The sequence below is a fragment of the Aeromicrobium sp. MLTX1 genome, assembly GCF_046452335.1.
Classification (GTDB): domain Bacteria; phylum Actinomycetota; class Actinomycetes; order Propionibacteriales; family Nocardioidaceae; genus Aeromicrobium.
In genome coordinates, this window is record NZ_JBKFDN010000003.1 from 260278 (window position 1) to 281157 (window position 20880).

Here is a 20880-nt window from a genome sequence, read left to right on the forward strand (position 1 = left end):
CGTCACGACACGGCCACGGGGAACCGGTCCCACACGCGGTGCGAGGCCATCAGCTCCTGGACCTGTCCGAACACGGTGGTGGCGTCCTCCCCCGTGACGACGCCCGTCAGTCGGCCCGAGTAGCCCGCCGACTCCAGCGCCGTCACGCCGTCGCCCCACGCACCGATCACCTTCGCGTGGCGCCACATCTCGTCGATGAGCAGCTGCACGCGCGGGTCGAGCGCCGGGCCGCTGGGCGCGCCGGACTTGTCGTCGCGCGACGCCAGCGCGTCGGGCGCGGGCTTCGGGTGGCCGGCCAGGAGCAGCACGTCGAACTCGACCGAGCGACCGGTCGCGAACGTCCGCTGCACCGTGAGGGGTCCGACCGTGCCGCCGTGCGGACCCACCACGAGCGGGACCGCGCCGGCGGAGAAGATCGCCGCACGCAGCGCCTCGACGCCCGCCAGGTCGCCGTCCGGATCGACGACGATCCCGATCATGCGGCCGTCCGCGGGCCACGTGCCGCCGACCTGCGACAGCGCGGGGCTCGGCGTCTCCTGCGTGAGCTCGACCGTGGGGTCCGGCGCGGGCAGGCCGAGGGCCGTCGCCACCTCCTGGCACAGCACGGGATCGATGTTCGCGAGGTGCTGGAGCTGGCGCTCCTTGATCGCGTTCTCGTAGCACTTGCCCAGCTCGAACGAGTAGGCCCGGATGATGTGCTCCTTCTCGACCGGGCTCATGCTCGCCCAGAACAGCCGCACCTGGCTGAAGTGGTCGTCGAACGAGGCCGGGTTCGCGCGCACCTTGGTCGCCTCGGCGACGCGCACCGGCGTGTCCTCGAAGGCGCGGTCGTCGGCGCCGGCGAAGAACGGGCAGCCGCCGTCGAGCGAGTTCGGCTTGTACGGCGCGACGCCCGCGTGCACGGCGTGCTGGTGGAAGCCGTCGCGGAGCATGTCGTTGACGGGCGCGTGCGGACGGTTGATCGGGATCTGCGAGAAGTTCGGGCCGCCGAGACGCGTGATCTGCGTGTCGATGTAGGAGAACAGCCGCGCCTGCAGCAGCGGGTCGTTGGTGACGTCGATGCCCGGCGGCAGGTGGCCCGGGTGGAACGCCACCTGCTCGGTCTCGGCGAAGAAGTTCGTCGGGTTGCCGTTGAGCGTCAGGCGGCCGATCGGCTGCACCGGCGCGAGCTCCTCGGGGACGATCTTCGTCGGGTCCAGCAGGTCGATGCCGGCGAACTCCTCCTCGGGGTTGTCCTCGAAGACCTGGATGCCCAGCTCCCACTCGGGGAACGCACCCGCCTCGATCGCGTCGTAGAGGTCGCGGCGGTGGAAGTCCGGGTCCATGCCGTTGATGAGCTGCGCCTCCTCCCACGTCAGGGAGTGGACGCCCAGCTTGGGCTTCCAGTGGAACTTCACGAGCGACGTGCCGCCCTCGGCGTTGACCATCCGGAACGTGTGGACGCCGAAGCCCTCCATCATCCGGTAGGAGCGCGGGATGCCACGGTCGGACATGTTCCAGATCGTGTGGTGCTGCGCCTCGGTGTGCAGCGAGACGAAGTCCCAGAACGTGTCGTGCGCGCTCTGCGCCTGCGGGATCTCGCGGTCGGGGTGCGGCTTGCCGGCGTGGATGACGTCGGGGAACTTGATGCCGTCCTGGATGAAGAACACCGGGATGTTGTTCGCGACGAGGTCGAACGTGCCCTCCTCGGTGTAGAACTTCGTGGCGAAGCCGCGGGTGTCGCGCACCGTGTCGGCCGAGCCGCGCGAGCCCAGCACCGTGGAGAAGCGCGTGAACACCGGGGTCGTGACGCCCTCCTGGAGGAACTGCGCGTGCGTCACCTCGGACGCCGTGCCGTAGCCCTCGAAGATGCCGTGGGCGCCGGCGCCGCGGGCGTGGACGACACGCTCCGGGATCCGCTCGTGGTCGAAGTGCGTGATCTTCTCGCGGAGGTGGTGGTCCTGCAGGAGGATCGGCCCGCGCGGTCCGGCCTTGAGCGAGTGGTCGCTGTCGCGCAGGCGCGCGCCCTGCGAGGTGGTCAGGTACGCGCCCTGCTGGGTGCGCACGTCGTCGGGGGCGCCCGACGGAGCTCCGGTCGCGGACCGGGTGTCGGGGGCGCTCTGGTCCTTCTTGCGCGGCAGCGGCTCGCGCGGGGTGGTCGGCTCGTCCAGCGGAGCCGGCTCGGGGGCGGGTCGGCCCGGGATGTCCGGGCTCGCGAGCTCCGCCGCCTTGTCGAGCGCCTTCTCCGCCGTGCTCTCGACGGCGTCCTTGATGTTCTTCGCGGCCTTGCTCGGGTCCATCGTGGTCTCCTCGGGGAATCGGCGGTCGTGCTTCGAAGGGGTACCCCGGCCCCGGGTGGTCAATCACCGGTGAGTCACCTGGTCGCGAACGGGTACTGATGTCCAGAGGAGGCACGATGACCACAGATCCGCAGGACCCCCAGGACCGCCCCGACGACGACGAGCAGGAGGGCACCGTCAGCGAGTCGGCGGCCAACCCGCCGCCACCCGACACCGACGTGACCACGTCAGAGGACGTGCACGACATGCCGCAGACCCCCACCCGCCCCGACGTGGCCGAGGACGACCGCCGGCCCGATTGAGCGGCGCTCCTCCGGGGTACGTGTCCGCCGTGCATCGCGTGGGCATCGAGGAGGAGCTGTTCGTCGTCGACGACCGGGGGCGCGTGGTCCCCGAGTCCGAGGCCGTGCTGAGGGCCCACCGGCGGCTCGACCCGGGCGAGGAGCTCGACCACGAGCTCTTCCTCCAGCAGATCGAGCTCCAGACCGCGCCCCACGCGGACCATGCCGACCTGCGCGACGACCTGCTGACCCAGCGGTCAGGGGCCGTCGCCGCGGCTCGCGCGGTGGGGCTGCATGCCGTCGCGATGCCGGTGGACGTGCTGGGCGGCAGCGAGCCGCAGCCGACGCCCCACTCGCGCTACGAGCGCATGATCGCCCGCTACGGCGAGATCGGCCGCAACGGCATGACGTGCGGCATGCACGTGCACGTGGAGGTCCCCGACGAGCAGGCGATCGCCGTCATCGACGCGCTGCGCCCGTGGACGCCGATGCTGACAGCGCTGTCGGCGAACGCGCCGTTCTTCCACGGCCGCGACACCCACCACGCCAGCTGGCGCGGGCACCTGTGGGACATGTGGCCCACCGCCGGACCGGTCGAGCCGTTCCGCGACCTGGAGACCTACCGGGAGACGGCCCGTGGGCTGATCGAGTCCGGGGCCGCGCTCGACGAGCACATGCTCTACCTCGACGCGCGCATCGCCGAGAAGTACCCGACCGTCGAGGTGCGGGTGGCCGACGTGTGCACCGACGTCGACGACGCCCTCCTCGTGGCCGAGGTCGCCCGCGCGCTCGTGACGACGCTCGTCGCGCGCCCGGAGTCGGGCGAGTGGCGGCTCGAGACGCTGCGCGCGGCACGGTGGCGGGCCCGCCACGACGGGCTCGGCGGCACGCTCCTCGACCCCGTCACGCGCCGATTCGTCCCGGCCGAGCAGGCGCTCGAGTCGCTGCTGAAGTCCACCCGCGAGGCGCTCGACGCGGCCGGCACGACCGACCTCGTCACCGACGGCATCCACCGCGTCCTCACGCGCGGCAACGGCGCCGCCCGCCAGCGCGAGGCCGCCGGCGACCCGCTCGACCTCGAGGCCGTGATGGCCGACCTCATCGCCCGCACCGACCCGAAGGGGACCTCATGACCAGCGTCTTCCGCCAGTGGACGATCGAAGCGCACGACATCGAGCGGGACGTCGACGCCGAGGTCCGGCGGCTGCAGTCCCCCGACGACCCCTTCGTGGTCCTGCGCGACCCGGAGGGCAACGAGTTCTGCATCCTGCGCGACCCTCGCTGACCTCGGTGACCGATCAGGGCTTGAACAGCACCTTGATCGTGGAGTCGGTCTTGTCCTGGAAGTTCTTGTAGGCCGCGGGCGCCTCGTCGAGCGGCACCCGGTGCGTGGCGAAGTCGGCCAGGCCGAGCGGGTCGGACGAGTCCTCGGCGAGCGGCTTGACCTGGTTGACCCAGCGGCGCACGTTCGCCTGGCCCATGTGCAGCTGGACCTGCTTGTCGAACAGGGTCTGCATGGGGATCGGGTCGACCGTGCCCGCGTACACGCCGCTCAGCGAGATGATGCCGCCGCGACGCACCGCGTCGATGGCGAGGTGCAGGGCGCCGAGTCGGTCGACGGCCACCGTGGTCATCGCCTTCCGGGCGAGGAAGTCCGGCAGGAAGCCGACTGCGGTCTGGCCGGCGTGCGCCACGGGCGAGCCGTGCGCCTCCATGCCGACGGCGTCGATCACGCCGTCCGCACCGCGGCCACCGGTGGCCTCGCGGACGACCTCGGCGACGTCGACCTTCGTGACGTCGTAGGTCTCGGCGCCGCGCGCGGCGGTGCGGGCGAGCCGCTCAGGCACGAGGTCGGCACCGATCACGCGGGCACCGCGGTGCAGCGCCAGTCGCGCGGCCATGTCGCCGATCGGGCCGAGGCCGATGACGAGCAGCGTGTCGCCCTCGCCGACGGCCGAGTACTCGAGCGCCTGGAAGGCGGTGGGCAGCACGTCGGACAGGTACACGAAGTGCTCGTCGTCGAGGTCGGACTCGATCTTGATCGGCCCGTAGTCGGCGTGCGGCACGCGCAGCAGCTCGGCCTGGCCGCCGGGCACGGCTCCGTAGAGGCTCGAGTAGCCGAACAGCGAGGCGCCCATGCCGGTGTCGCGGTTCTGGGTGACCTCGCACTGGGTCTGCAGGTCGCGGCTGCACATCCAGCACGAGCCGCAGGCGATCTGGAACGGCACGACGACGCGGTCGCCGACGTCGAGGTTCGTCACGCCCTGGCCTACGGCGACGACGCGGCCCATCGGCTCGTGGCCGAGGATGTCGCCGGGCGTCATGAACGGCCCGAGCACCTCGTACAGGTGCAGGTCCGAGCCGCACAGTCCCGTGGTCGTCACCTCGATGATCGCGTCGGTGTCGTCCTGGATCGTCGGGTCGGGCATCGTCTCGACGCGCACGTCGCGCTTGCCCTGCCAGGTCACGGCCTTCATGTCTCCACCTCTGTCGTCGAAGTCACGGTCCCTCGGGGAGTACCCGACGGGGGCGGGGCTACACGGGACGCGGCCGCACCATTCAGGTGACGGGGTACGTGAGCTGGCCGCTCACGACGCGAGCGCCCTCGCTCGGCTCGTGCGCGGTGAGGTGGCCGTCGGGCATGACGTGTTCGACGGGGAGCCCGTGGAGCAGCACGGCGGCGTCCGCGACGAGGCGGCGGTGGCAGCGCCACCACACGAACTCCGAGCACATCACGGCGACGGTCGCGTCCTGGGCGCGCTCGACGACCTCGCCGAGGGCGGCCGCGAACTCCGGTGTGCGCGTGTACGCGGCGTAGGCCCGGAACGCCTCGACCCGCCACCAGGCGTCCGTGTCGCCGGCGTCCTCGGGCACGCGGCGGCGGCCGCCGAGGCGCTCCTCCCAGACGTACTCGACCTTCTCGTCGGGCAGCCACGCCTCGAGGGCGTCACGGGACACGTCGGGGTTCCGGCGGCTCCCGGGGAACCGCCGGATGTCGACGAGCACCTCGATCCCGGCCTCGTGCAGGCGTCGCGCCAGGTCGGGTCGGTCGGACGTGCCGTGCCCGATCGTCAGCAGACGCGCGCTCACTCGAACGCGGGGTGGCGGCTGGCGACCTCACGCACCTCGTTGAGGTGGGCGCCGAGGTATCCGGCCGCGGCGGCGACGAAGGCCGCACCGAGGGCCAGGTTGCGGCCGCGGCCGTGCTCGCCTCGACGACGCGCCTGCCACGAGGCGGCGTACCCGACCACGGCGGCCGCGTTGCCGACGGCGTGCACGACGCCGACGCGCCGCTCGGGCCGACGCGGGATGCTCGCCCACTCGGCCCAGCCGGTGATCGCGGTCGGCGCCGCCGACAGGACCCCGAGGCCGACCAGACGTTGCGCGGCGTGACGCGAGTCCTTGCCGCCGACGAGGTCGAGCACGCTGGCCGAGGTCCAGAGCCCCAGCGGCAGGTCGGTGAGCAGCGGGTGGATCGCGTGACCCAGCCAGTCGCCCTGCAGCAGCCGGCGGCGGTCCTCCGAGCCGATCAGCGCCCCGGCCACCGGGCTCAGCGCCCGGACGGCGGGGTCCAGCACGCGGGCGCCCTCGAGTCGCTCCGTGATGCGGACGAGGATCGGTGCCGAGTCGGTGCTCATCCCCTGACCCCATCCGTGCGGTTGCGGCCCAGCAGCAGGCCGAGGCCGATCATGCCGACCGAGAGCACGAAGTGCAGCCAGTCGTCGGCCGAGTTCAGCGGCACGAAGTTGGCCTGGTGCTCCTTGTCGACCAGCAGGCCGTAGATCCACAGCAGGCCGTAGATCGCGCCGCCGGCGATGAGGTAGAGGCGGGCCGTGCTCCACGCGCGGGCCAGCGCGAGACCGGCGACGCCGAAGAGCAGGTGCACGATGTTGTGCAGGATCGAGACCTGGAAGATCCCGAGCAGCATCGCCTCGGAGTGGTGGCCGGCGAACTGCATCGTGTCGTAGTCGGTGGTGATCCCCGGGATGAATCCCAGGATGCCGACGAGCAGGAACACCGCGCCGACGACCGCCGCAGCGGTCTGCACCGGCGTCGCGGTCATGGACGTTCGTGCGCTCATGATGACTTCCCTCCTTCGGTGGGACATCCCTGAAGTACCCGTTTCGCGGCGTAGTCCACGCGTGCGCGGGTACACCCCGGTCATGACGTCACTCGCCCACCAGACCCGCGCGCAGCTGGGCGGACCGCTCAGCGTGCTGACGCGCCAGAAGCAGGACCACGTCCGGCTCGATCGGCTGCTGAACGAGCTCGCCGTCGCGCCTCCGGGTGACGAGGAGGAGCGGGTGCTACGCCGCCTGGCGCGCCTCGTCTTCCCGCACGCGTTCGCCGAGGAGTCGGTGCTGTGGCCCGTTCTGCGGCGCGTGCTGCCCGACGGCGAGGCGCTGACGCTCCAGGTCGAGCAGGAGCATCAGGAGGTCACCGAGATCTGGACGTCGCTGGAGGTGCACTCCCAGGACGACCCGCGGCGCGAGCCCCTGCTGGACCGGCTGACGCGGGTGCTCCAGGACGACGTCCGCGACGAGGAGGACGAGCTGTTCCCGCGGTTGCAGGAGCGCGTCACTGTGGGTCAGCTGCGGCTGCTCGGCATCGCGTGGGAGATCGTGCGCCGGCTCGCGCCGACGCGCCCGCATCCGGTGGTCGCGCGGCGTCCTTCGGGCAACGTCCTCGCGGCACTCCCCCTCGCGCTGACCGACCGGACCCGCGACAACCTCGACCGGATTGCGCGCCACTCCCAGCGGCTCCGCGACCCTGCCACCCGGGCCAGCTCGGCCCTCGGGCGGCTGGCTGGTCGCATCGAGCAGCTTCCTCCGCTGCGCGCGGGCGAGCGCGGCGTCACCTCGGGCGAGCCGGGTCCCGCCGCCTGGGCGTCCTGACGGCGGTCAGTCGCCGACGAAGATGCAGAACGGGTGCCCTTCCGGGTCCGCGAAGACGTAGAGCGGCTCCTCGGGGTCGTCGGTGCGGTCGAGGATGATCGTCGCCCCGAGCGCCTCCGCGCGCTGCTTCTGGCGCCCGAGCGCCTCCGCGTCGGGCACGCTCGTGTCGAGGTGGATCTGCATCGGCACCTCGGGATCAGGCCACGTGGTCCGCTTCAGCTCGTCGGCATGCTGGAACGCCAGCCCGTGCCCGCCGTCGCGCCCCCGCAGCACCAGCCACTCGACGTCCTCCTCGCCCTTCGTCGGCTCGTCGCCCGCGCGGTACTCCAAGCCGAAAAGCTCGCGATAGAACTCGGCCGTCCGCCGCACGTCCGTCGCGTCGATGACCGTCTGCAGGATCCGGGGATGCTCACTCATGCTCCGAGGTAGCCACAGCCTGGGCGTTCAGGCAAGCCAACACTGTTGCCATCGGTCGGGCGCCTCAGCATGGGGCACGACCCAAAGAGCGGGCTCGAGCGCTACGGCAGTGCGTCTATCCGTCGTGATCGATTCAAGTTGTCGACTCCCGTTAACTACCGGGCAGCCGGCCACTAACGGTGCGCGGTGTCACGAACGTCCCCTCCTTCGCGCGATCACCGGCCCACTGGCATCCTCGCGACGCCGACCCCTCCTGAACCGAGCCTCCTACGCCGTTGAAGGCACGACTCTTGCCATCATGGCGAGCCCGTACTTCGCGATGATGTATCAACGACTGAAGTATTGGCTGATCATTCTCGCTAACGAGGCTTATTGAAACTGCAGGTCAGAGCCGGTTTCGTGTCGCTATTGCCTGCGATGATGAAGTAGCAACGCTGGCTATATGCAGTACCGGATCCCTACAGCATGGGATACGCCGCGCATTTATGGCTTTCTTCTCAACGAAGAGCGCTCTACCGAATCGCTTGACGGGAGTACGTGACGTATGCATGCTTGTTATGCCGCGATAGTCCGCGCTACTAGATTGAACCCAGGAGGCACCGAATGGCCGAGTCCGCCGGGCAGACTGCCCGCATCCGCATCAGCTTGACCGCAGGCGAACTGGAGATCGAAGGGCCAGAGTCCTTCGTCTCCCAGTACGAGGAGTCTATTGCAGCAGTGCTCGAGAAACTGCGAGAGGAAGGTGTCGTCGTAACTAAACACCAGCACGCTCCCGTCACGACCGTGTTCGACGGCGTGGGAGAGAACGCGATCACCGGCCCTGCGACAGTGGCAGACGAGCCGTTCGGAGAGGTTCTTCACTCGCTCACCACGAAGTCGGGGACCGACCAAATCCTCTTGGCGGGGTACTACGTCGGCAAGAACGCGGCAGACGGGACGTTCTCGACCACCGAAGCTCACAAGCTCCTGATCGAGCAGGGCGTGAAACTCTCCAACGCTTCGCAATCGTTGAAGAACAACCTGACCGCGAAGCGTGCTTTCAAGGTCGGTAGCCGCTTCAAGATCTCGAAGGCCGGCATCGACTACCTCAACACCCTTGGGGCGACGGTCGCGTGAGTACTGATTCCGGGGCCGTCGTGGACGGCTTGGTCCAGAGCGGCGTGCCCCGGACCCTCGCTGAGGAGTTGATGGAGTCCTTCGTCGAGGCGAAACGTCGCTTCTACCTAGAGGACCTCCGACCAAACGCTGTAGAGGGCGGCCGTTTCGCAGAGGCGGCTTTCCGAGTACTCCAGTGGGCAACGCGGAACGGCGCATTCACGGCCCTCGGCAAGACGTTGCCGAGCGTCGACGTGCTGATGAACGACCTGATTAACGCGCAAGGTCCGGAGAGCGTTCGCAAGCACATCCCGCGCGCGCTGCAGGTCATCTACACGATCCGCAACACACGGGACGCCGCGCACCTCGGGGACGGAATCGATCCGAACTTGCAGGACGCTTCCCTGGTGGTCCACATCATGGATTGGGTCTTGGCAGAGTTCGTGCGGCTCTACCACTCGGTTTCAGCCGACGAGGCGCAGAGGATGATCAGCGAAATCGTCGTGCGCGAGGTGCCGGCGATCCAAACTGTCCGTGGAGTGCCGCGAGTCCTGCGCGACCTGCGCGCTGGCGAGCATTGTCTCGTCTTGTTGTACGCCGCAGGCGCGCACGGGGTGAGTTTCGCTCAACTGCGGGAGTGGGTTCGTCCGACTATGCGAGGACATCTGCGCAGGACCCTGAAGGCGCTCGTTGATGACGACATGGTGCACATGGACGGGGACTGCTATCTGATCTTGCGACCCGGCGAGCGTTACGTGGAGAGCAACAGGCTTATTGAGCCCAGATAGCTAGCGACGCTCGCTTCGCGGTGGAAAGCGATTCACGCAGATTCGGCGCGGCGCCGTGTAAGAGCTACGGCTGCGCGGAGCATGGCTGGCAGGGTCGCCGGGTTGCGCGAAAGCGAAGCGGGCTTCTGCCTGGGTGCCGTTCCAGGATTAGCCCCGTCGAGCTGGGCCAGCGAGATGGGCTGACGATCGGGTCGAGTACCAATCTTGGGCTTCCACATCATGAGCCTGGGGCACGCCGCTCGTGTGGCCGAGGCGCGCCCATCGCGAGGCGGTCGCCGATCTCTTTGAGGACCCGGACTTGGACCGGGTTGAGGTGAGTGGCGCCGTGCTCGTCGAAGAGGGTCTCGGCGGTGCCGAGGTCGAGGGGCGCGCCGAGATCGAGGCCGGCGACGACACCGGCCAGGGCGTCGACGGACTCGGCCACCAGCCGCTCCACCTCGGCCGCGGGCGTCGACTCGGAAAGGGCGTCGAACCGCTCGTAGATCGCGCCGAACGACTCCATCAGCGAGGGCTCGGAGAAGCGCTCGTACATCTCCTGGATGAGCCGCGACGCCTCCTCTCCCCCGAGGTGCGCGAGGAGGAGCAGCTGCTCGCGCTCGAGCTTCGCGAGCCGCGGGGGCAGGCCGATCGCGGAGACGAGGGCCGCGTGGGCGGCCAGCTCGGGCGGCAGGTCCGGCGCCGCCCCGCCCGCACGCAGCGCCGCGACCACGGCGCGCTGCTGCGTGAGGCGGTCGATCTGCGCCGCGAGCTCGGCGTCGAGGGACTCAAGCCGCGCGTCATGGTCGGCGTCGTCCTCGAGCGGGAGGTCCTGCAGCGCGAACCCGAGGTCTGCGAGCCGCTTGATCCGCAGCACCCGCACGAGGTGGCCGACGTCGTACTCGCGGTACCCGTTGAGCGACCGCGACGGCTCCTCGAGAATCCCGATCTGGTGGTAGTGCCGCAGCGTCCGCACCGTGACGCCCGCCAGCTCGGCGAGCTCCCCACTACGCATCGATGGACTCCGGTTGGCTCGGCTCGAGGTCGCGCAGCACGGGACCCGCGACCGCGACGACCGACGTCACGACCCACAGTGCCACGAAGCCGACCGCCGCAGCCGTCAGGCTCACGTGCTCGATCGTGACCGCGGCGAGCAGGATCGCGGCCGGCGCCGCCGCGGTGACGAGCGCGTTCTGCGTCCCCATCACCCGGCCGAGCGCCCGCTCCGGCACCGCGCTGATCGTCAGCAGCCCCAGCAGCGCACCGGACAGCCCACTGCCGAGCCCGAGCACGAAGCCGGCGCCGAACAGCAGCCACGTGGGCGGCAGCAGCCCGATCACCACGAACCCGACCGACGACACCAGCAGCCCCATCACGAGCCACGTCCGCCGGGCCAGACGATCGGCGAAGGCGACGTACAGCCCACTCCCCACCAGCAGCCCCGCCGCGATCGACGTCAGCACGAAGCCCAGCAGGCCCGGCCGGTCGATCAGCGTGAAGTGCACGGGCAGGATCAGCGCCTGGAACGCCGACAGCACCATCACCGACAGCAGCGACAGCCCCGTCACCATCGCCACGAGCCGGGTCCGCGTGAGGAGCTGCCAGCCCTCCACGAACTCCCGCCACGCCCCGAGCGGCGCGGTCGCCGGCACGTCGTCGGTCCGACCGACGCTCCGCGGGATCCCGAGTGTCAGCAGCGCCGCCAGGAACGACGTGCCTGCCGTGATCCACAGGACCGTCGAGCCCTCGAACACCGTCATCAACAGGCCCGCGACCGCCGGACCGATCAGCAGCGAGATGCTGCCGAGCGACTCCCGCAGCCCGATGAGCCGCTCGGTCGAGAGGCTCGAGCTCCTCGCGATCCCCGGCAGCAGCGCCTCGCGCGCGGTCATGCCGGGCACGTCGCCGAGCGACCCGATCACCCCGAACAGGACGAACCAGCCGACCTCGAGCCCCACCAGCCCGTCCACGATCGGCAGCGCCGCGATCGACGCCGCCGAGACGAGGTCGGTGACCACCGACGACGTCACGCGGTTGATCCGGTCGATCACCACGCCCATGAACAGGCCCGCGAGCACCGCCGGCACCGCGGTCGCGGCCGCCACCCAACCCGCCGACATGGCGCTGCCGGTGGCCTGGAGGACGATCAACGGCAGGGCGATCGCCGCGATGGAGTTGCCCAGGACCGAGACGAAGTAGGAGCCGAGATAGAGCACTGATGTCCGCATGGGACCAGTCCAAACCCTGACGTCGCGTCAGGGTCAAGCCGACCGATCCACACCCCTGCAACGGGCCTGAGGTCTTGTCGGTGGTGCTCACTACGTTGGGCTTCATGGACTTGAGCCGAGCGGTCGTCACGGGTGACGCGGTGCGTCGCGCGCGTGCCGTCGCGGAGTTCGAGGAGTGGGAGTTCGTCGTCTCCCACCACGCCATGCGGGTGGCCGAGATCGACCGGGTGGATGACATTCCGCTGTCGAAGGACCTGGCGCGGCGTGAGGTGACGCTGGATCTGGCGCGGGCGCTGCGGACCACTGAGCACCAGGTGTGGGGCATGGTCCATGAGGCCGACACGCTGCAGACGCGGGCTCCTGGGGTGTGGGAGTCGTTCCGGTCCGGTGACATCGACGCCGACCGCACGTCGGCGATCGCGTCGACGGCCGAGCGGCTCCAGACGCGCGAGGCGTGGGCGGCGCTGGAGCACTCGGCTCCGGAGTACGCGGCCACCCACACCCTGGCCGAGCTGCGCTCCTGGCTCCGGCGGCTGCGGGCGCGGCTCGAGCCTGAGGAGACGCAGGCCGAGGCCGACCGCGCGGTCGAGCAGCGCCGGGTCTCGATCACCCACAACGACGACGGCACGTCGTGGTTCAACGCGCTGCTGCCCACCGGGCTGGCGATCGCGATCGGCGAGCGGCTGCGCAAGGCCGCCCGCGCGATCCCGGCGATCGACCCCGTCACGGGTGAGCGCGACCGCCGCACCCGCGACCAGAAGCAGGCCGACCTCGTCGCCGACTGGCTGATCTCCAACACTGGCACCGTCGGCGACCTGCGGGCCGAGATCGCGATCAGCATCAGCGCCACCGACCTGCTCGGCTACACCAACGGCCCCGGACTCACCCTCGACGGCGAGCCCGTCGGCGCCGCATGGGTCCGCGAGCTCGCCTCCTCCGAGCACGCCGTGCTCAGGAGACTGGTCCTCGACCCGATCGGGCACGTGCTCGACACCGAAGTCCTGAAGTACCGACCACCCGAATCACTCCGACAGGCCCTCCACTGGAGAGACGGCACCTGTCGGGTCGCCGGCTGCCGAGCACCCGTCCACGAGACCGACCTCGACCACGCGCAGGCCTACGACTCCGGCGGCCAGACCTCCGGAAACAACCTCAGGTGCCTGTGCCGCAAGCACCACAACATGAAGTCCCACGGTCACCTCCACGACCGCCACCTCGACGCGCCCCTCCAGCACGCCGAGCGGTACCGCACGGCCCCGTAGGCCGGGCCGACAAGCCTGCGTCAAGCCGCGTCAAGAACGCGTCAAGACGGGCGGGTTCCGGCCTGCGCGGGTCTTGGCTGGCGGCATGAGCATCGAAAGCGTCCTCGTGACGGCCGTGGTGGTCGTCCTGGCGATCTACCTGCTGGTCGCCCTCGTCCTGCCGGAGCGGTTCCAGTGACCGACACCCTCGCGGGCCTCCTCTCCCTCGCCCTCCTACTGGCGCTGCTGGCCGTCGCCTACGTGCCGGTCGGCGACTACATGGCGCGCGTCTTCACCAGCACCCGGCACCTGCGCGTCGAGCGCGCGATCTACCGGCTCACCGGCGTCGGCCCCGATTCCGAGCAGAGCCCACGGTCGTACGCCACGAGCGTCGTCGGCTTCACGCTCGTGAGCGTCGCCCTGCTGATGGGCGTCCTGCTCGCGCAGGCACACCTGCCGCTCAGCCGCGACCTCGACGGCGTGCCGTGGTGGATGTCCTTCAACACCGCGATCTCGTTCGTCACGAACACGAACTGGCAGTCCTACGCGGGCGAGTCGACCCTCGGCTTCACCGCCCAGATGGCGGGCCTGGCCGTGCAGAACTTCCTGTCCGCGGCCGTCGGCATCGCGGTGGCCGTGGCGCTGATCCGCGGCTTCGCCCGCTCACGGTCGGGGTCGCTCGGCAACTTCTGGGTCGACCTCACCCGCGCCACCGTGCGCATCCTGCTGCCGCTCGCCTTCGTCGGAGCCGTCGCCCTCATGGCCGGCGGTGTCATCCAGACGTTCAGCGACACCCCGGCGACCACCCTCACCGGTGTCTCGCAGGTCATCCCCGGCGGGCCCGTCGCCAGCCAGGAGGCCATCAAGCTGCTGGGCAACAACGGCGGTGGCTTCTTCAACGCGAACTCCGCCCACCCCTTCGAGAACCCCACGGCGTACACGAACCTGCTCGAGGTCTTCCTGATCCTCGTCCTGCCCGTCTGCCTGACGCGCACCCTCGGCACGATGGTCGGCAACCGCCGTCAGGGCCTCGCGGTGCTCGGCGCGATGACGGTCCTCGCCGGCACCGCGCTCGCCGCCGCCACGTGGGCCGAGTCCGGCGCCCACGCACCGTCCGCCCAGGCGGCCGGCGCGGCGATGGAGGGCAAGGAGACGCGGTTCGGCGAGTGGGCCTCGTCGCTGTTCGCGGTGGCCACCACCGGCACCTCGACCGGAGCCGTCAACGCCTCGCACGACTCGATGACCCCGGTCGGCGGTGGCGCCACGCTCGTCAACATGATGCTCGGCGAGGTCGCACCCGGAGGCGTCGGCGCCGGGATCTACGGCATCCTCGTGATGGCCATCCTCGCCGTGTTCGTGTGCGGGCTCATGGTGGGCCGCACGCCCGAGCTGCTCGGCAAGAAGATCCGCGCCCGCGAGATGACGTGGGTCGCCCTCTACGCCCTCACCACGCCGACCCTCGTCCTGCTCGGCACCGGCGCGGCGATCGCCCGCGACTCCACCGCCGATGCGATGGGCAATCCGGGCGGCCACGGCTTCAGCGAGGTCCTCTACGCCTACACCTCGGCCGCCAACAACAACGGCAGCGCGTTCGGCGGGATCACGGTGACCTCGGACTTCTTCCAGATCACCTTGGGCCTGGCGATGCTGCTCGGCCGGCTGATCCCGATCGTCCTCGTCCTGCTGCTCGCCGGCTCGCTGGCCCAGCAGGCGAAGGTCCCGGTGACCGCCGGGACGCTGCCCACCCATCGCCCTCTCTTCGTCGGGATGCTCGTCGGCGTGATCGTCATCATGACGGCGCTCACCTACGTCCCGGCCCTCGCCCTCGGACCCATCGCGGAGGCCCTCGCATGAGCACCACTCTGACAAGAACCGGCAGCACGCTCGGACGACAGGCGCTCGAGCAGCTGCCGTCGGCACTGCGCAAGCTCGACCCGCGCCACCTGTGGCGCTCCCCCGTCATGTTCATCGTCTGGCTCGGCTCGCTGGCCGCCACCGTGGCCGCAATAGCCGATCCAGGCACGTTCACCGTCTCGATCGCGGTCTGGCTGTGGCTGACGGTGCTCCTCGGCAACCTCGCCGAGGCTGTCGCGGAGGGTCGCGGCAAGGCGCAGGCCGCCTCGCTGCGGGCGACGCGCACCGACACGATGGCCCGGCGGCTGACGGCCAACGGTGAGGAGCGCGTGCCCGGCACCGAGCTCGCCGTCGGCGACCGCGTCGTGGTCGAGGCGGGCGAGGTGATCCCCGGCGACGGCGACGTCGTCGAGGGCATCGCCTCGGTGGACGAGTCCGCCATTACGGGAGAGTCGGCGCCTGTCATCCGCGAGGCCGGGGGCGACCGCAGCGCCGTCACCGGCGGCACGCGCGTGCTCTCGGACCGCATCGTCGTGCGCATCACCGCGGCCGCCGGCAAGACGTTCCTCGACCGGATGATCGGGCTCGTCGAGGGCACCTCGCGACGCAAGACGCCGAACGAGATCGCCCTGTCGATCCTGCTCACGAGCCTGACGTTCGTGTTCCTGATCGCGGTCGCGACGCTCGCGCCGATGGCCGACTACGCCGGGGCGCCGCAGGACCCGGTCGTGCTGGTGGCGCTGCTGGTCTGCCTGATCCCCACCACGATCGGCGCGCTGCTGTCGGCGATCGGCATCGCGGGCATGGACCGGCTCGTCCGGGTCAACGTCCTGGCCATGTCCGGCCGCGCCGTCGAGGCCGCGGGCGACGTCAGCACCCTGCTGCTCGACAAGACCGGCACGATCACGCTGGGCAACCGCCGGGCGACGCTCCTCATCCCCGCCCCCGGCATCGATGAGGACCGGCTCCGTGAGGCCGCGCGGCTGGCGAGCTTGGCGGACCTCACGCCCGAGGGCCGCTCGATCGTGGAGCTGGCGCACGGCGGCGACGAGGCACCCACGGGTGCGGAGTTCGTCGAGTTCACCGCCCAGACGCGCATGTCGGGCGTGGATCTGCCGGATGGGAGGGCCATTCGCAAGGGCGCGGGCTCGGCCGTGACGGCATGGCTCGGGGTCGCCCCGTCGGACATCGTGACGGACACGATCGACTCGATCGCGCGCCTCGGCGGCACGCCGCTCGTGATCGCCGAGACCGACCCGGACGGCAAGGGCACGATGCTGGGCGTCGTCCAGCTGACCGACGTGGTCAAGCCCGGCATGACCGAGCGCTTCGAGGAGCTGCGCGCGATGGGCATCCGCACCGTCATGGTCACGGGCGACAACACCCTCACGGCGCGGGCAATCGCGAAGGAGGCGGGCGTCGACGACTTCCTCGCCGAGGCGACCCCCGAGGACAAGCTCGCCTTCATCCGCCGGGAGCAGGAGGGCGGACGGCTCGTCGCGATGACCGGCGACGGCACGAACGACGCCCCGGCCCTCGCCGCGGCCGACGTGGGCGTCGCGATGAACAGCGGCACCGCCGCCGCGAAGGAGGCCGGCAACATGGTCGACCTCGACTCCGACCCGACGAAGCTCATCGACATCGTCGAGATCGGCAAGCAGCTGCTCATCACGCGAGGCGCGCTGACCACGTTCTCGATCGCCAACGACGTGGCCAAGTACTTCGCGATCATCCCGGCGATGTTCGTGGCCGCCTATCCGTCGCTCGACGCGCTCAACGTCATGGACCTGGCGACTCCGGAGTCGGCGATCCTCTCGGCGGTGATCTTCAACGCCCTGGTCATCGTCGCCCTCATCCCACTGGCGCTGCGGGGCGTGCGGTTCCGCGCGGCCTCGGCCGTGTCGGTACTGCGCCGCAACGTCCTCGTGTTCGGCCTGGGCGGCGTGCTCGTCCCCTTCGCCGGCATCAAGCTCATCGACCTGCTCGTCTCGAACCTCCCCGGAATCGGCTGATCACCATGCTCCTCACCACGCTCTCCGACCTCGGTCGCCAGTCCCTCGCGGCGCTGCGCCTGCTCGTCGTCCTCACGCTCGTCCTCGGCGTCGGCTACCCCGTGGCCACGTGGGGTGTCGGCCAGGCCTTCGGGGACCGCGCCGCCGGTCAGCCGGTGGAGGTCGACGGCGAGATCGTCGGCTCGCGCCTGCTGGGACAGTCGTTCGATGGCCCGAACTGGTTCCACTCGCGGCCGTCGGCGAACGACCACGACCCGCTCGCGTCGGCCCCCAGCAACCTCGGCCCCCTCAACGAGGACCTGATCGCCACGATCGCGCAGCGTCGGGCGGAGGTGGCCCAGCGGGAGTCCGTCCCCGAGTCCGACGTCCCGCCGGACGCCGTCACCGCGTCGGGCTCGAGCCTGGACCCTCACGTCTCCCCCGCCTACGCCGAGCTCCAGGTGGAGCGCGTCGCCCGTGCGAACGGCCTCACGCCGGCGGCCGTGCGGAGGCTCGTCGCGGCGCACACCCAGGGCCGGTTCCTCGGCATCCACGGCGAGCCGGGCGTCAACGTGCTCGAGCTCAACGTGGCCGTCGAAGAGGCGGCTGCCGGGAGCGCCGGCGCGGGTGGAGACTGAGCACGTGGGAACGGCGAACGAGCGCGGCACGCTGCGCGTGTACCTCGGCGCCGCCCCGGGCGTGGGCAAGACGTTCAAGATGCTCGACGAGGGCAACCGCAGGCTCGCCCGCGGCACCGACGTCGTGGTCGGCTTCGTCGAGACCCACGGCCGGGCGCACACGATCGACGCCCTCGCCGGGCTCGAGGTCGTCCCTCGGGCCCGGCGGCGGTACCGCGGCACCGTGCAGGAGGAGCTCGACCTCGACGCGGTCCTCGAACGGCGCCCTGCGGTGGTGCTCGTCGACGAGCTCGCCCACACGAACGTGCCGGGCAGCCGTCACGAGAAGCGCTGGCAGGACGTGGAGGCGCTTCGCGACGCCGGCATCGACGTCATCACGACCGTCAACATCCAGCACCTCGAGTCCCTGAACGACGTCACGGAGTCGATCACCGGCGTCCGCCAGCGCGAGACCGTGCCCGACGAGGTCGTCCGCGGCGCCGACCAGATCGAGCTCGTCGACATGAGCCCGCAGGCGCTGCGGCGGCGCCTCGCGCACGGCAACGTCTACGCCGCCGAGAAGGTCGACGCGGCGCTGCACCACTACTTCCGCGAGGGGAACCTCACGGCCCTGCGCGAGCTCGCGCTGCTGTGGCTCGCCGACCGCGTCGACGAGGGCATGGACCGGTACCGCGAGGAGCACCGGATCACCGGCACCTGGGCCACGCGTGAGCGGATCGTCGCCGCGGTCACGGGTGGCCCCGAGTCCACCACGCTGATGCGCCGCGCGGCCCGGATCGCCTCGCGGCGGGCGGGCGGCGAGTGGCTCGCCCTCTACGTCACCCGCCACGACGGGCTCAGCTCGATCTCGCCCGACCGCCTGACCGAGCTGCGCGCGAAGACCGAGGAGCTCGGCGGGACCTTTCACACCGTCGTCGGCGACGACGCCGCCGAGGCCATCCTCGCGTTCGCGCGGGCCGAGAACGCCGACCAGGTGATCATCGGCGCCAGCCGGCGCGGACGGCTCTCCACCCTGCTGCGGCCCGGCATCGGCGAGCGCGTCATCAGCACGTCGGGCGACGTCGACGTCCACATCGTCACGCACGACCACGCCCGGGGTCGCGGCTCGGCGCCGCAGCGCCCGGACCCCGCCCTGAGTCCCCGACGCAGGACCGCGGGCTTCGTGTTCGCCGTGCTCGCGCCGAGCCTGCTCAGCTTGCTGCTGTGGTGGACCGACTCGCTCCACGGGCTGCCGTCCGAGGCGATGCTGCTGATGACCGTCGTCGTGGCGACCGCGCTGATCGGAGGCCTGTTGCCCGCGGTGCTGTCCGCCGTGCTCAGCGGGGTCCTGCTGAACGTGCTCTTCACGCCGCCGCGCTACACGCTCACGGTCGCCGAGCCCGAGAACGCCGCGGCGCTCGTCCTGTTCGTGCTCGTGGGCATCGCGGTGGCCAGCGTCGTCGGCATCGCCGCGCGACGGGCGGCCGAGGCCCGCCGGGCCCGCGCGGAGGCCGACAGCCTCACCGTGCTGGCGCACACCCTGCTGACGTCCGGGCACGACCTCGAGGCACTCCTGACCTCGGCCGTCGAGCTCTTCGGTGCTGACGGGGCGGCGGTGCTACGCCGCGCCACCGGGTGGGACGTCGTCGCGGCGGTCGGGGACGCGCCGACGAGTCCCGAGACAGCCACGACCAGCACGTCCATCGACGAATCAACCGTCCTCGTGCTGCGTGGTGGCGCCCAGTACGCCGACGAGCGCGGCCTGCTCAACGCCTACGCCGCCTACGCGAAGGTCATGGCCGACCGCTCGCTCGCTCAGGCGGCGGAAGTGGACCGCCACCGCCTCGAAGACGCGAACCGGACGCGCACGGCGCTGCTCGCCGCGGTCTCGCACGACCTGAGGTCGCCGCTGGCCGCGATCAAGGTCGCGGTCGCCAGCCTGCGCGGCACCTCGGTCACCTTCTCGCCCGAGGACGAGGCCGCCCTGCTCGAGACGATCGAGGAGTCCACCGACCGACTCACGGCGCTCGTCACCAACCTCCTCGACATGAGCCGCATCCAGGCCGGTGCCGTGACGGCGCACCCGAGCGTCGTGGGCCTCGAGGACGCCGTGCGGTCCGCCCTGTCTCCCCTCGAGTCCGGCGAGCGGATCCACGTCGACGTCGCACCCGACCTCGACGTGCTCGCGGACCCCGGCCTGCTGGAGCGGGTGCTGGCGAACATCGGCGAGAACGCCGTGAAGTACACGCCCGCGGACACCCCGATCCGCGTCGACGCCGCGGCGGTCGGCGGCCGTGTGACCCTGCGCGTCGCCGACACCGGTCCGGGCATCGGCGACGGCGACCTCGACCGCATCTTCGCGCCCTTCCAGCGGCTCGGTGACGTGCCCGGCCAGGACGGCGTGGGCCTCGGCCTGGCCGTAGCGCGCGGCCTGACCGAGGCCATGGGCGGGACGATCGCCACCGAGCCCACCCCCGGTGGCGGACTCACCTTCGCCATCGACCTCCCCCGAGCGACCGAGGAGCACCCATGACGTTCGTGCTGGCCGTCGACGACGACCCCGCGATCCTGCGCACGCTCGGGATCAACCTGCGGGCGCGCGACTACGACGTCGAGACGGCGGGCGACGGTCGCTCGGCGCTGCAGATCGTCGACGAGCGCATGCCCGACGTCGTGCTGCTCGACCTCGGCCTGCCCGACCTCGACGGCATCGCCGTGCTGCGGCGGCTGCGCGAGTTCACCCAGGTCCCGGTGATCGTGGTCTCGGCACGCACCGAGCCGGACGACAAGGTCGAGGCGCTCGACCTCGGCGCCGACGACTTCATCACCAAGCCGTTCTCGATCGAGGAGCTGATGGCGCGGATCCGCGTCATGACGCGTCGGGCCCCCGCCGCCGAGCCAGCACTGGTCGTCGAAGGACTGAGCCTCGACGTCACGGAGTCCCGCGCCATCCGCGACGGCGAGGAGATCCACCTGACGCCGCTCGAGTGGAGGATCGTGGCGGCGCTGGTCCGCCGGCGCGGACGGCTGGTGCGCCAGAACGAGCTGCTCCGCGAGGTCTGGGGACCGGGCTACGAGGGCCAGTCGAACTACCTGCGCGTGCACCTCGCGAGCATCCGTCGCAAGCTCGAGACCGACGCCTCCCGCCCCACGCTGTTCGTCACCGAGCCGGGGATCGGGCACCGCTTCAATCCATTTCCTCGAACCCCTTGACCACT

Annotated in this window: 21 protein-coding genes; 13 read left to right on the forward strand and 8 right to left on the reverse strand. The window is 70.9% G+C overall.

Annotated elements, in window-relative coordinates; genetic code table 11:
• Positions 1-2 precede the first annotated feature (2 nt).
• Positions 3-2279, reverse strand: coding sequence for a catalase (locus tag ACK99Q_RS16745; RefSeq protein WP_410187233.1), 2277 nt, complete (start codon positions 2277-2279; stop codon positions 3-5).
• Between the two features lie 116 nt (positions 2280-2395).
• On the opposite strand from ACK99Q_RS16745, the gene ACK99Q_RS16750 reads away from it, so the two are divergent.
• Genes ACK99Q_RS16750 through ACK99Q_RS16760 form a run of 3 tightly spaced genes read left to right on the forward strand, consistent with a single transcriptional unit; the run spans position 2396 to position 3845 of the window.
• The gene (locus ACK99Q_RS16750; protein WP_410187234.1) at positions 2396-2581 is read left to right on the forward strand and encodes a hypothetical protein; all 186 of its coding nucleotides are present in this window, start codon (positions 2396-2398) and stop codon (positions 2579-2581) included.
• A 29-nt stretch (positions 2582-2610) separates the two neighbouring features.
• On the forward strand, positions 2611-3693 hold the full coding sequence (locus ACK99Q_RS16755; protein WP_410187235.1) for a glutamate--cysteine ligase: 1083 nt from the start codon (positions 2611-2613) through the stop codon (positions 3691-3693).
• Complete coding sequence (locus ACK99Q_RS16760; protein WP_410187236.1) at positions 3690-3845, forward strand: hypothetical protein; 156 nt, start codon at positions 3690-3692, stop codon at positions 3843-3845. The genes ACK99Q_RS16755 and ACK99Q_RS16760 overlap by 4 nt, the downstream gene beginning before the upstream one ends.
• A 13-nt stretch (positions 3846-3858) precedes the next feature.
• On the opposite strand, the gene ACK99Q_RS16765 is transcribed toward ACK99Q_RS16760, so the two are convergent.
• From ACK99Q_RS16765 to ACK99Q_RS16780, 4 genes are all read right to left on the reverse strand, one after another.
• Positions 3859-5037 carry an alcohol dehydrogenase catalytic domain-containing protein gene (locus ACK99Q_RS16765; protein WP_410187237.1) on the reverse strand — a complete coding sequence of 393 codons (1179 nt, stop codon included), beginning with the start codon at positions 5035-5037 and terminating at the stop codon, positions 3859-3861.
• 82 nt (positions 5038-5119) lie between these two features.
• Positions 5120-5650 (reverse strand): DUF488 family protein, encoded by a 531-nt coding sequence (locus ACK99Q_RS16770; RefSeq protein WP_410187238.1) that lies wholly within the window; start codon positions 5648-5650, stop codon positions 5120-5122.
• Positions 5647-6198, reverse strand: coding sequence for a DUF2231 domain-containing protein (locus ACK99Q_RS16775; protein ID WP_410187239.1), 552 nt, complete (start codon positions 6196-6198; stop codon positions 5647-5649). Before ACK99Q_RS16775 ends, ACK99Q_RS16770 begins: the two co-directional genes overlap by 4 nt.
• Positions 6195-6641, reverse strand: a complete 447-nt coding sequence (locus tag ACK99Q_RS16780; RefSeq protein ID WP_410187240.1) for a DUF4383 domain-containing protein — start codon at positions 6639-6641, stop codon at positions 6195-6197. The genes ACK99Q_RS16775 and ACK99Q_RS16780 overlap by 4 nt, the downstream gene beginning before the upstream one ends.
• An 82-nt stretch (positions 6642-6723) precedes the next feature.
• Here ACK99Q_RS16780 and ACK99Q_RS16785 point away from each other — a divergent pair, with 82 nt between their 5' ends.
• On the forward strand, positions 6724-7455 hold the full coding sequence (locus tag ACK99Q_RS16785) for a hemerythrin domain-containing protein (protein ID WP_410187241.1): 732 nt from the start codon (positions 6724-6726) through the stop codon (positions 7453-7455).
• A gap of 6 nt (positions 7456-7461) precedes the next feature.
• On the opposite strand, the gene ACK99Q_RS16790 is transcribed toward ACK99Q_RS16785, so the two are convergent.
• Positions 7462-7872 carry a VOC family protein gene (locus tag ACK99Q_RS16790; protein WP_410187242.1) on the reverse strand — a complete coding sequence of 137 codons (411 nt, stop codon included), beginning with the start codon at positions 7870-7872 and terminating at the stop codon, positions 7462-7464.
• Between the two features lie 603 nt (positions 7873-8475).
• Between ACK99Q_RS16790 and ACK99Q_RS16795 the strand changes: the two genes are divergently transcribed.
• Together ACK99Q_RS16795 and ACK99Q_RS16800 are read left to right on the forward strand one after the other, a co-directional pair.
• Positions 8476-8988: a hypothetical protein gene (locus ACK99Q_RS16795; protein WP_410187243.1), complete on the forward strand. Its 513-nt coding sequence runs from the start codon at positions 8476-8478 to the stop codon at positions 8986-8988.
• A gap of 71 nt (positions 8989-9059) precedes the next feature.
• On the forward strand, positions 9060-9755 hold the full coding sequence (locus ACK99Q_RS16800; RefSeq protein WP_410187244.1) for a hypothetical protein: 696 nt from the start codon (positions 9060-9062) through the stop codon (positions 9753-9755).
• Positions 9756-9972: 217 nt separating this feature from the next.
• Here ACK99Q_RS16800 and ACK99Q_RS16805 read toward each other — a convergent pair whose 3' ends face one another.
• Both ACK99Q_RS16805 and ACK99Q_RS16810 read right to left on the reverse strand, forming a co-directional pair.
• Positions 9973-10746 (reverse strand): MerR family transcriptional regulator, encoded by a 774-nt coding sequence (locus tag ACK99Q_RS16805; RefSeq protein WP_410187245.1) that lies wholly within the window; start codon positions 10744-10746, stop codon positions 9973-9975.
• Complete coding sequence (locus ACK99Q_RS16810) at positions 10739-11959, reverse strand: MFS transporter (RefSeq protein ID WP_410187246.1); 1221 nt, start codon at positions 11957-11959, stop codon at positions 10739-10741. Before ACK99Q_RS16810 ends, ACK99Q_RS16805 begins: the two co-directional genes overlap by 8 nt.
• A 104-nt stretch (positions 11960-12063) precedes the next feature.
• Here ACK99Q_RS16810 and ACK99Q_RS16815 point away from each other — a divergent pair, with 104 nt between their 5' ends.
• From ACK99Q_RS16815 to ACK99Q_RS16845, 7 genes are all read left to right on the forward strand, one after another.
• Positions 12064-13221 (forward strand): DUF222 domain-containing protein, encoded by a 1158-nt coding sequence (locus tag ACK99Q_RS16815; RefSeq protein ID WP_410187247.1) that lies wholly within the window; start codon positions 12064-12066, stop codon positions 13219-13221.
• 85 nt (positions 13222-13306) lie between these two features.
• Positions 13307-13399 (forward strand): potassium-transporting ATPase subunit F, encoded by a 93-nt coding sequence (locus ACK99Q_RS16820; RefSeq protein WP_179425759.1) that lies wholly within the window; start codon positions 13307-13309, stop codon positions 13397-13399.
• Positions 13396-15054 carry a potassium-transporting ATPase subunit KdpA gene (gene kdpA, locus ACK99Q_RS16825; RefSeq protein WP_410187248.1) on the forward strand — a complete coding sequence of 553 codons (1659 nt, stop codon included), beginning with the start codon at positions 13396-13398 and terminating at the stop codon, positions 15052-15054. Before ACK99Q_RS16820 ends, kdpA begins: the two co-directional genes overlap by 4 nt.
• Positions 15051-17066, forward strand: a complete 2016-nt coding sequence (kdpB, locus tag ACK99Q_RS16830; protein WP_410187249.1) for a potassium-transporting ATPase subunit KdpB — start codon at positions 15051-15053, stop codon at positions 17064-17066. The genes kdpA and kdpB overlap by 4 nt, the downstream gene beginning before the upstream one ends.
• A 5-nt stretch (positions 17067-17071) precedes the next feature.
• Positions 17072-17683 (forward strand): potassium-transporting ATPase subunit KdpC, encoded by a 612-nt coding sequence (gene kdpC, locus ACK99Q_RS16835; protein ID WP_410187250.1) that lies wholly within the window; start codon positions 17072-17074, stop codon positions 17681-17683.
• A 4-nt stretch (positions 17684-17687) separates the two neighbouring features.
• Complete coding sequence (locus ACK99Q_RS16840; protein WP_410187251.1) at positions 17688-20195, forward strand: ATP-binding protein; 2508 nt, start codon at positions 17688-17690, stop codon at positions 20193-20195.
• On the forward strand, positions 20192-20875 hold the full coding sequence (locus ACK99Q_RS16845; protein WP_410187252.1) for a response regulator: 684 nt from the start codon (positions 20192-20194) through the stop codon (positions 20873-20875). Before ACK99Q_RS16840 ends, ACK99Q_RS16845 begins: the two co-directional genes overlap by 4 nt.
• Positions 20876-20880 lie beyond the last annotated feature (5 nt).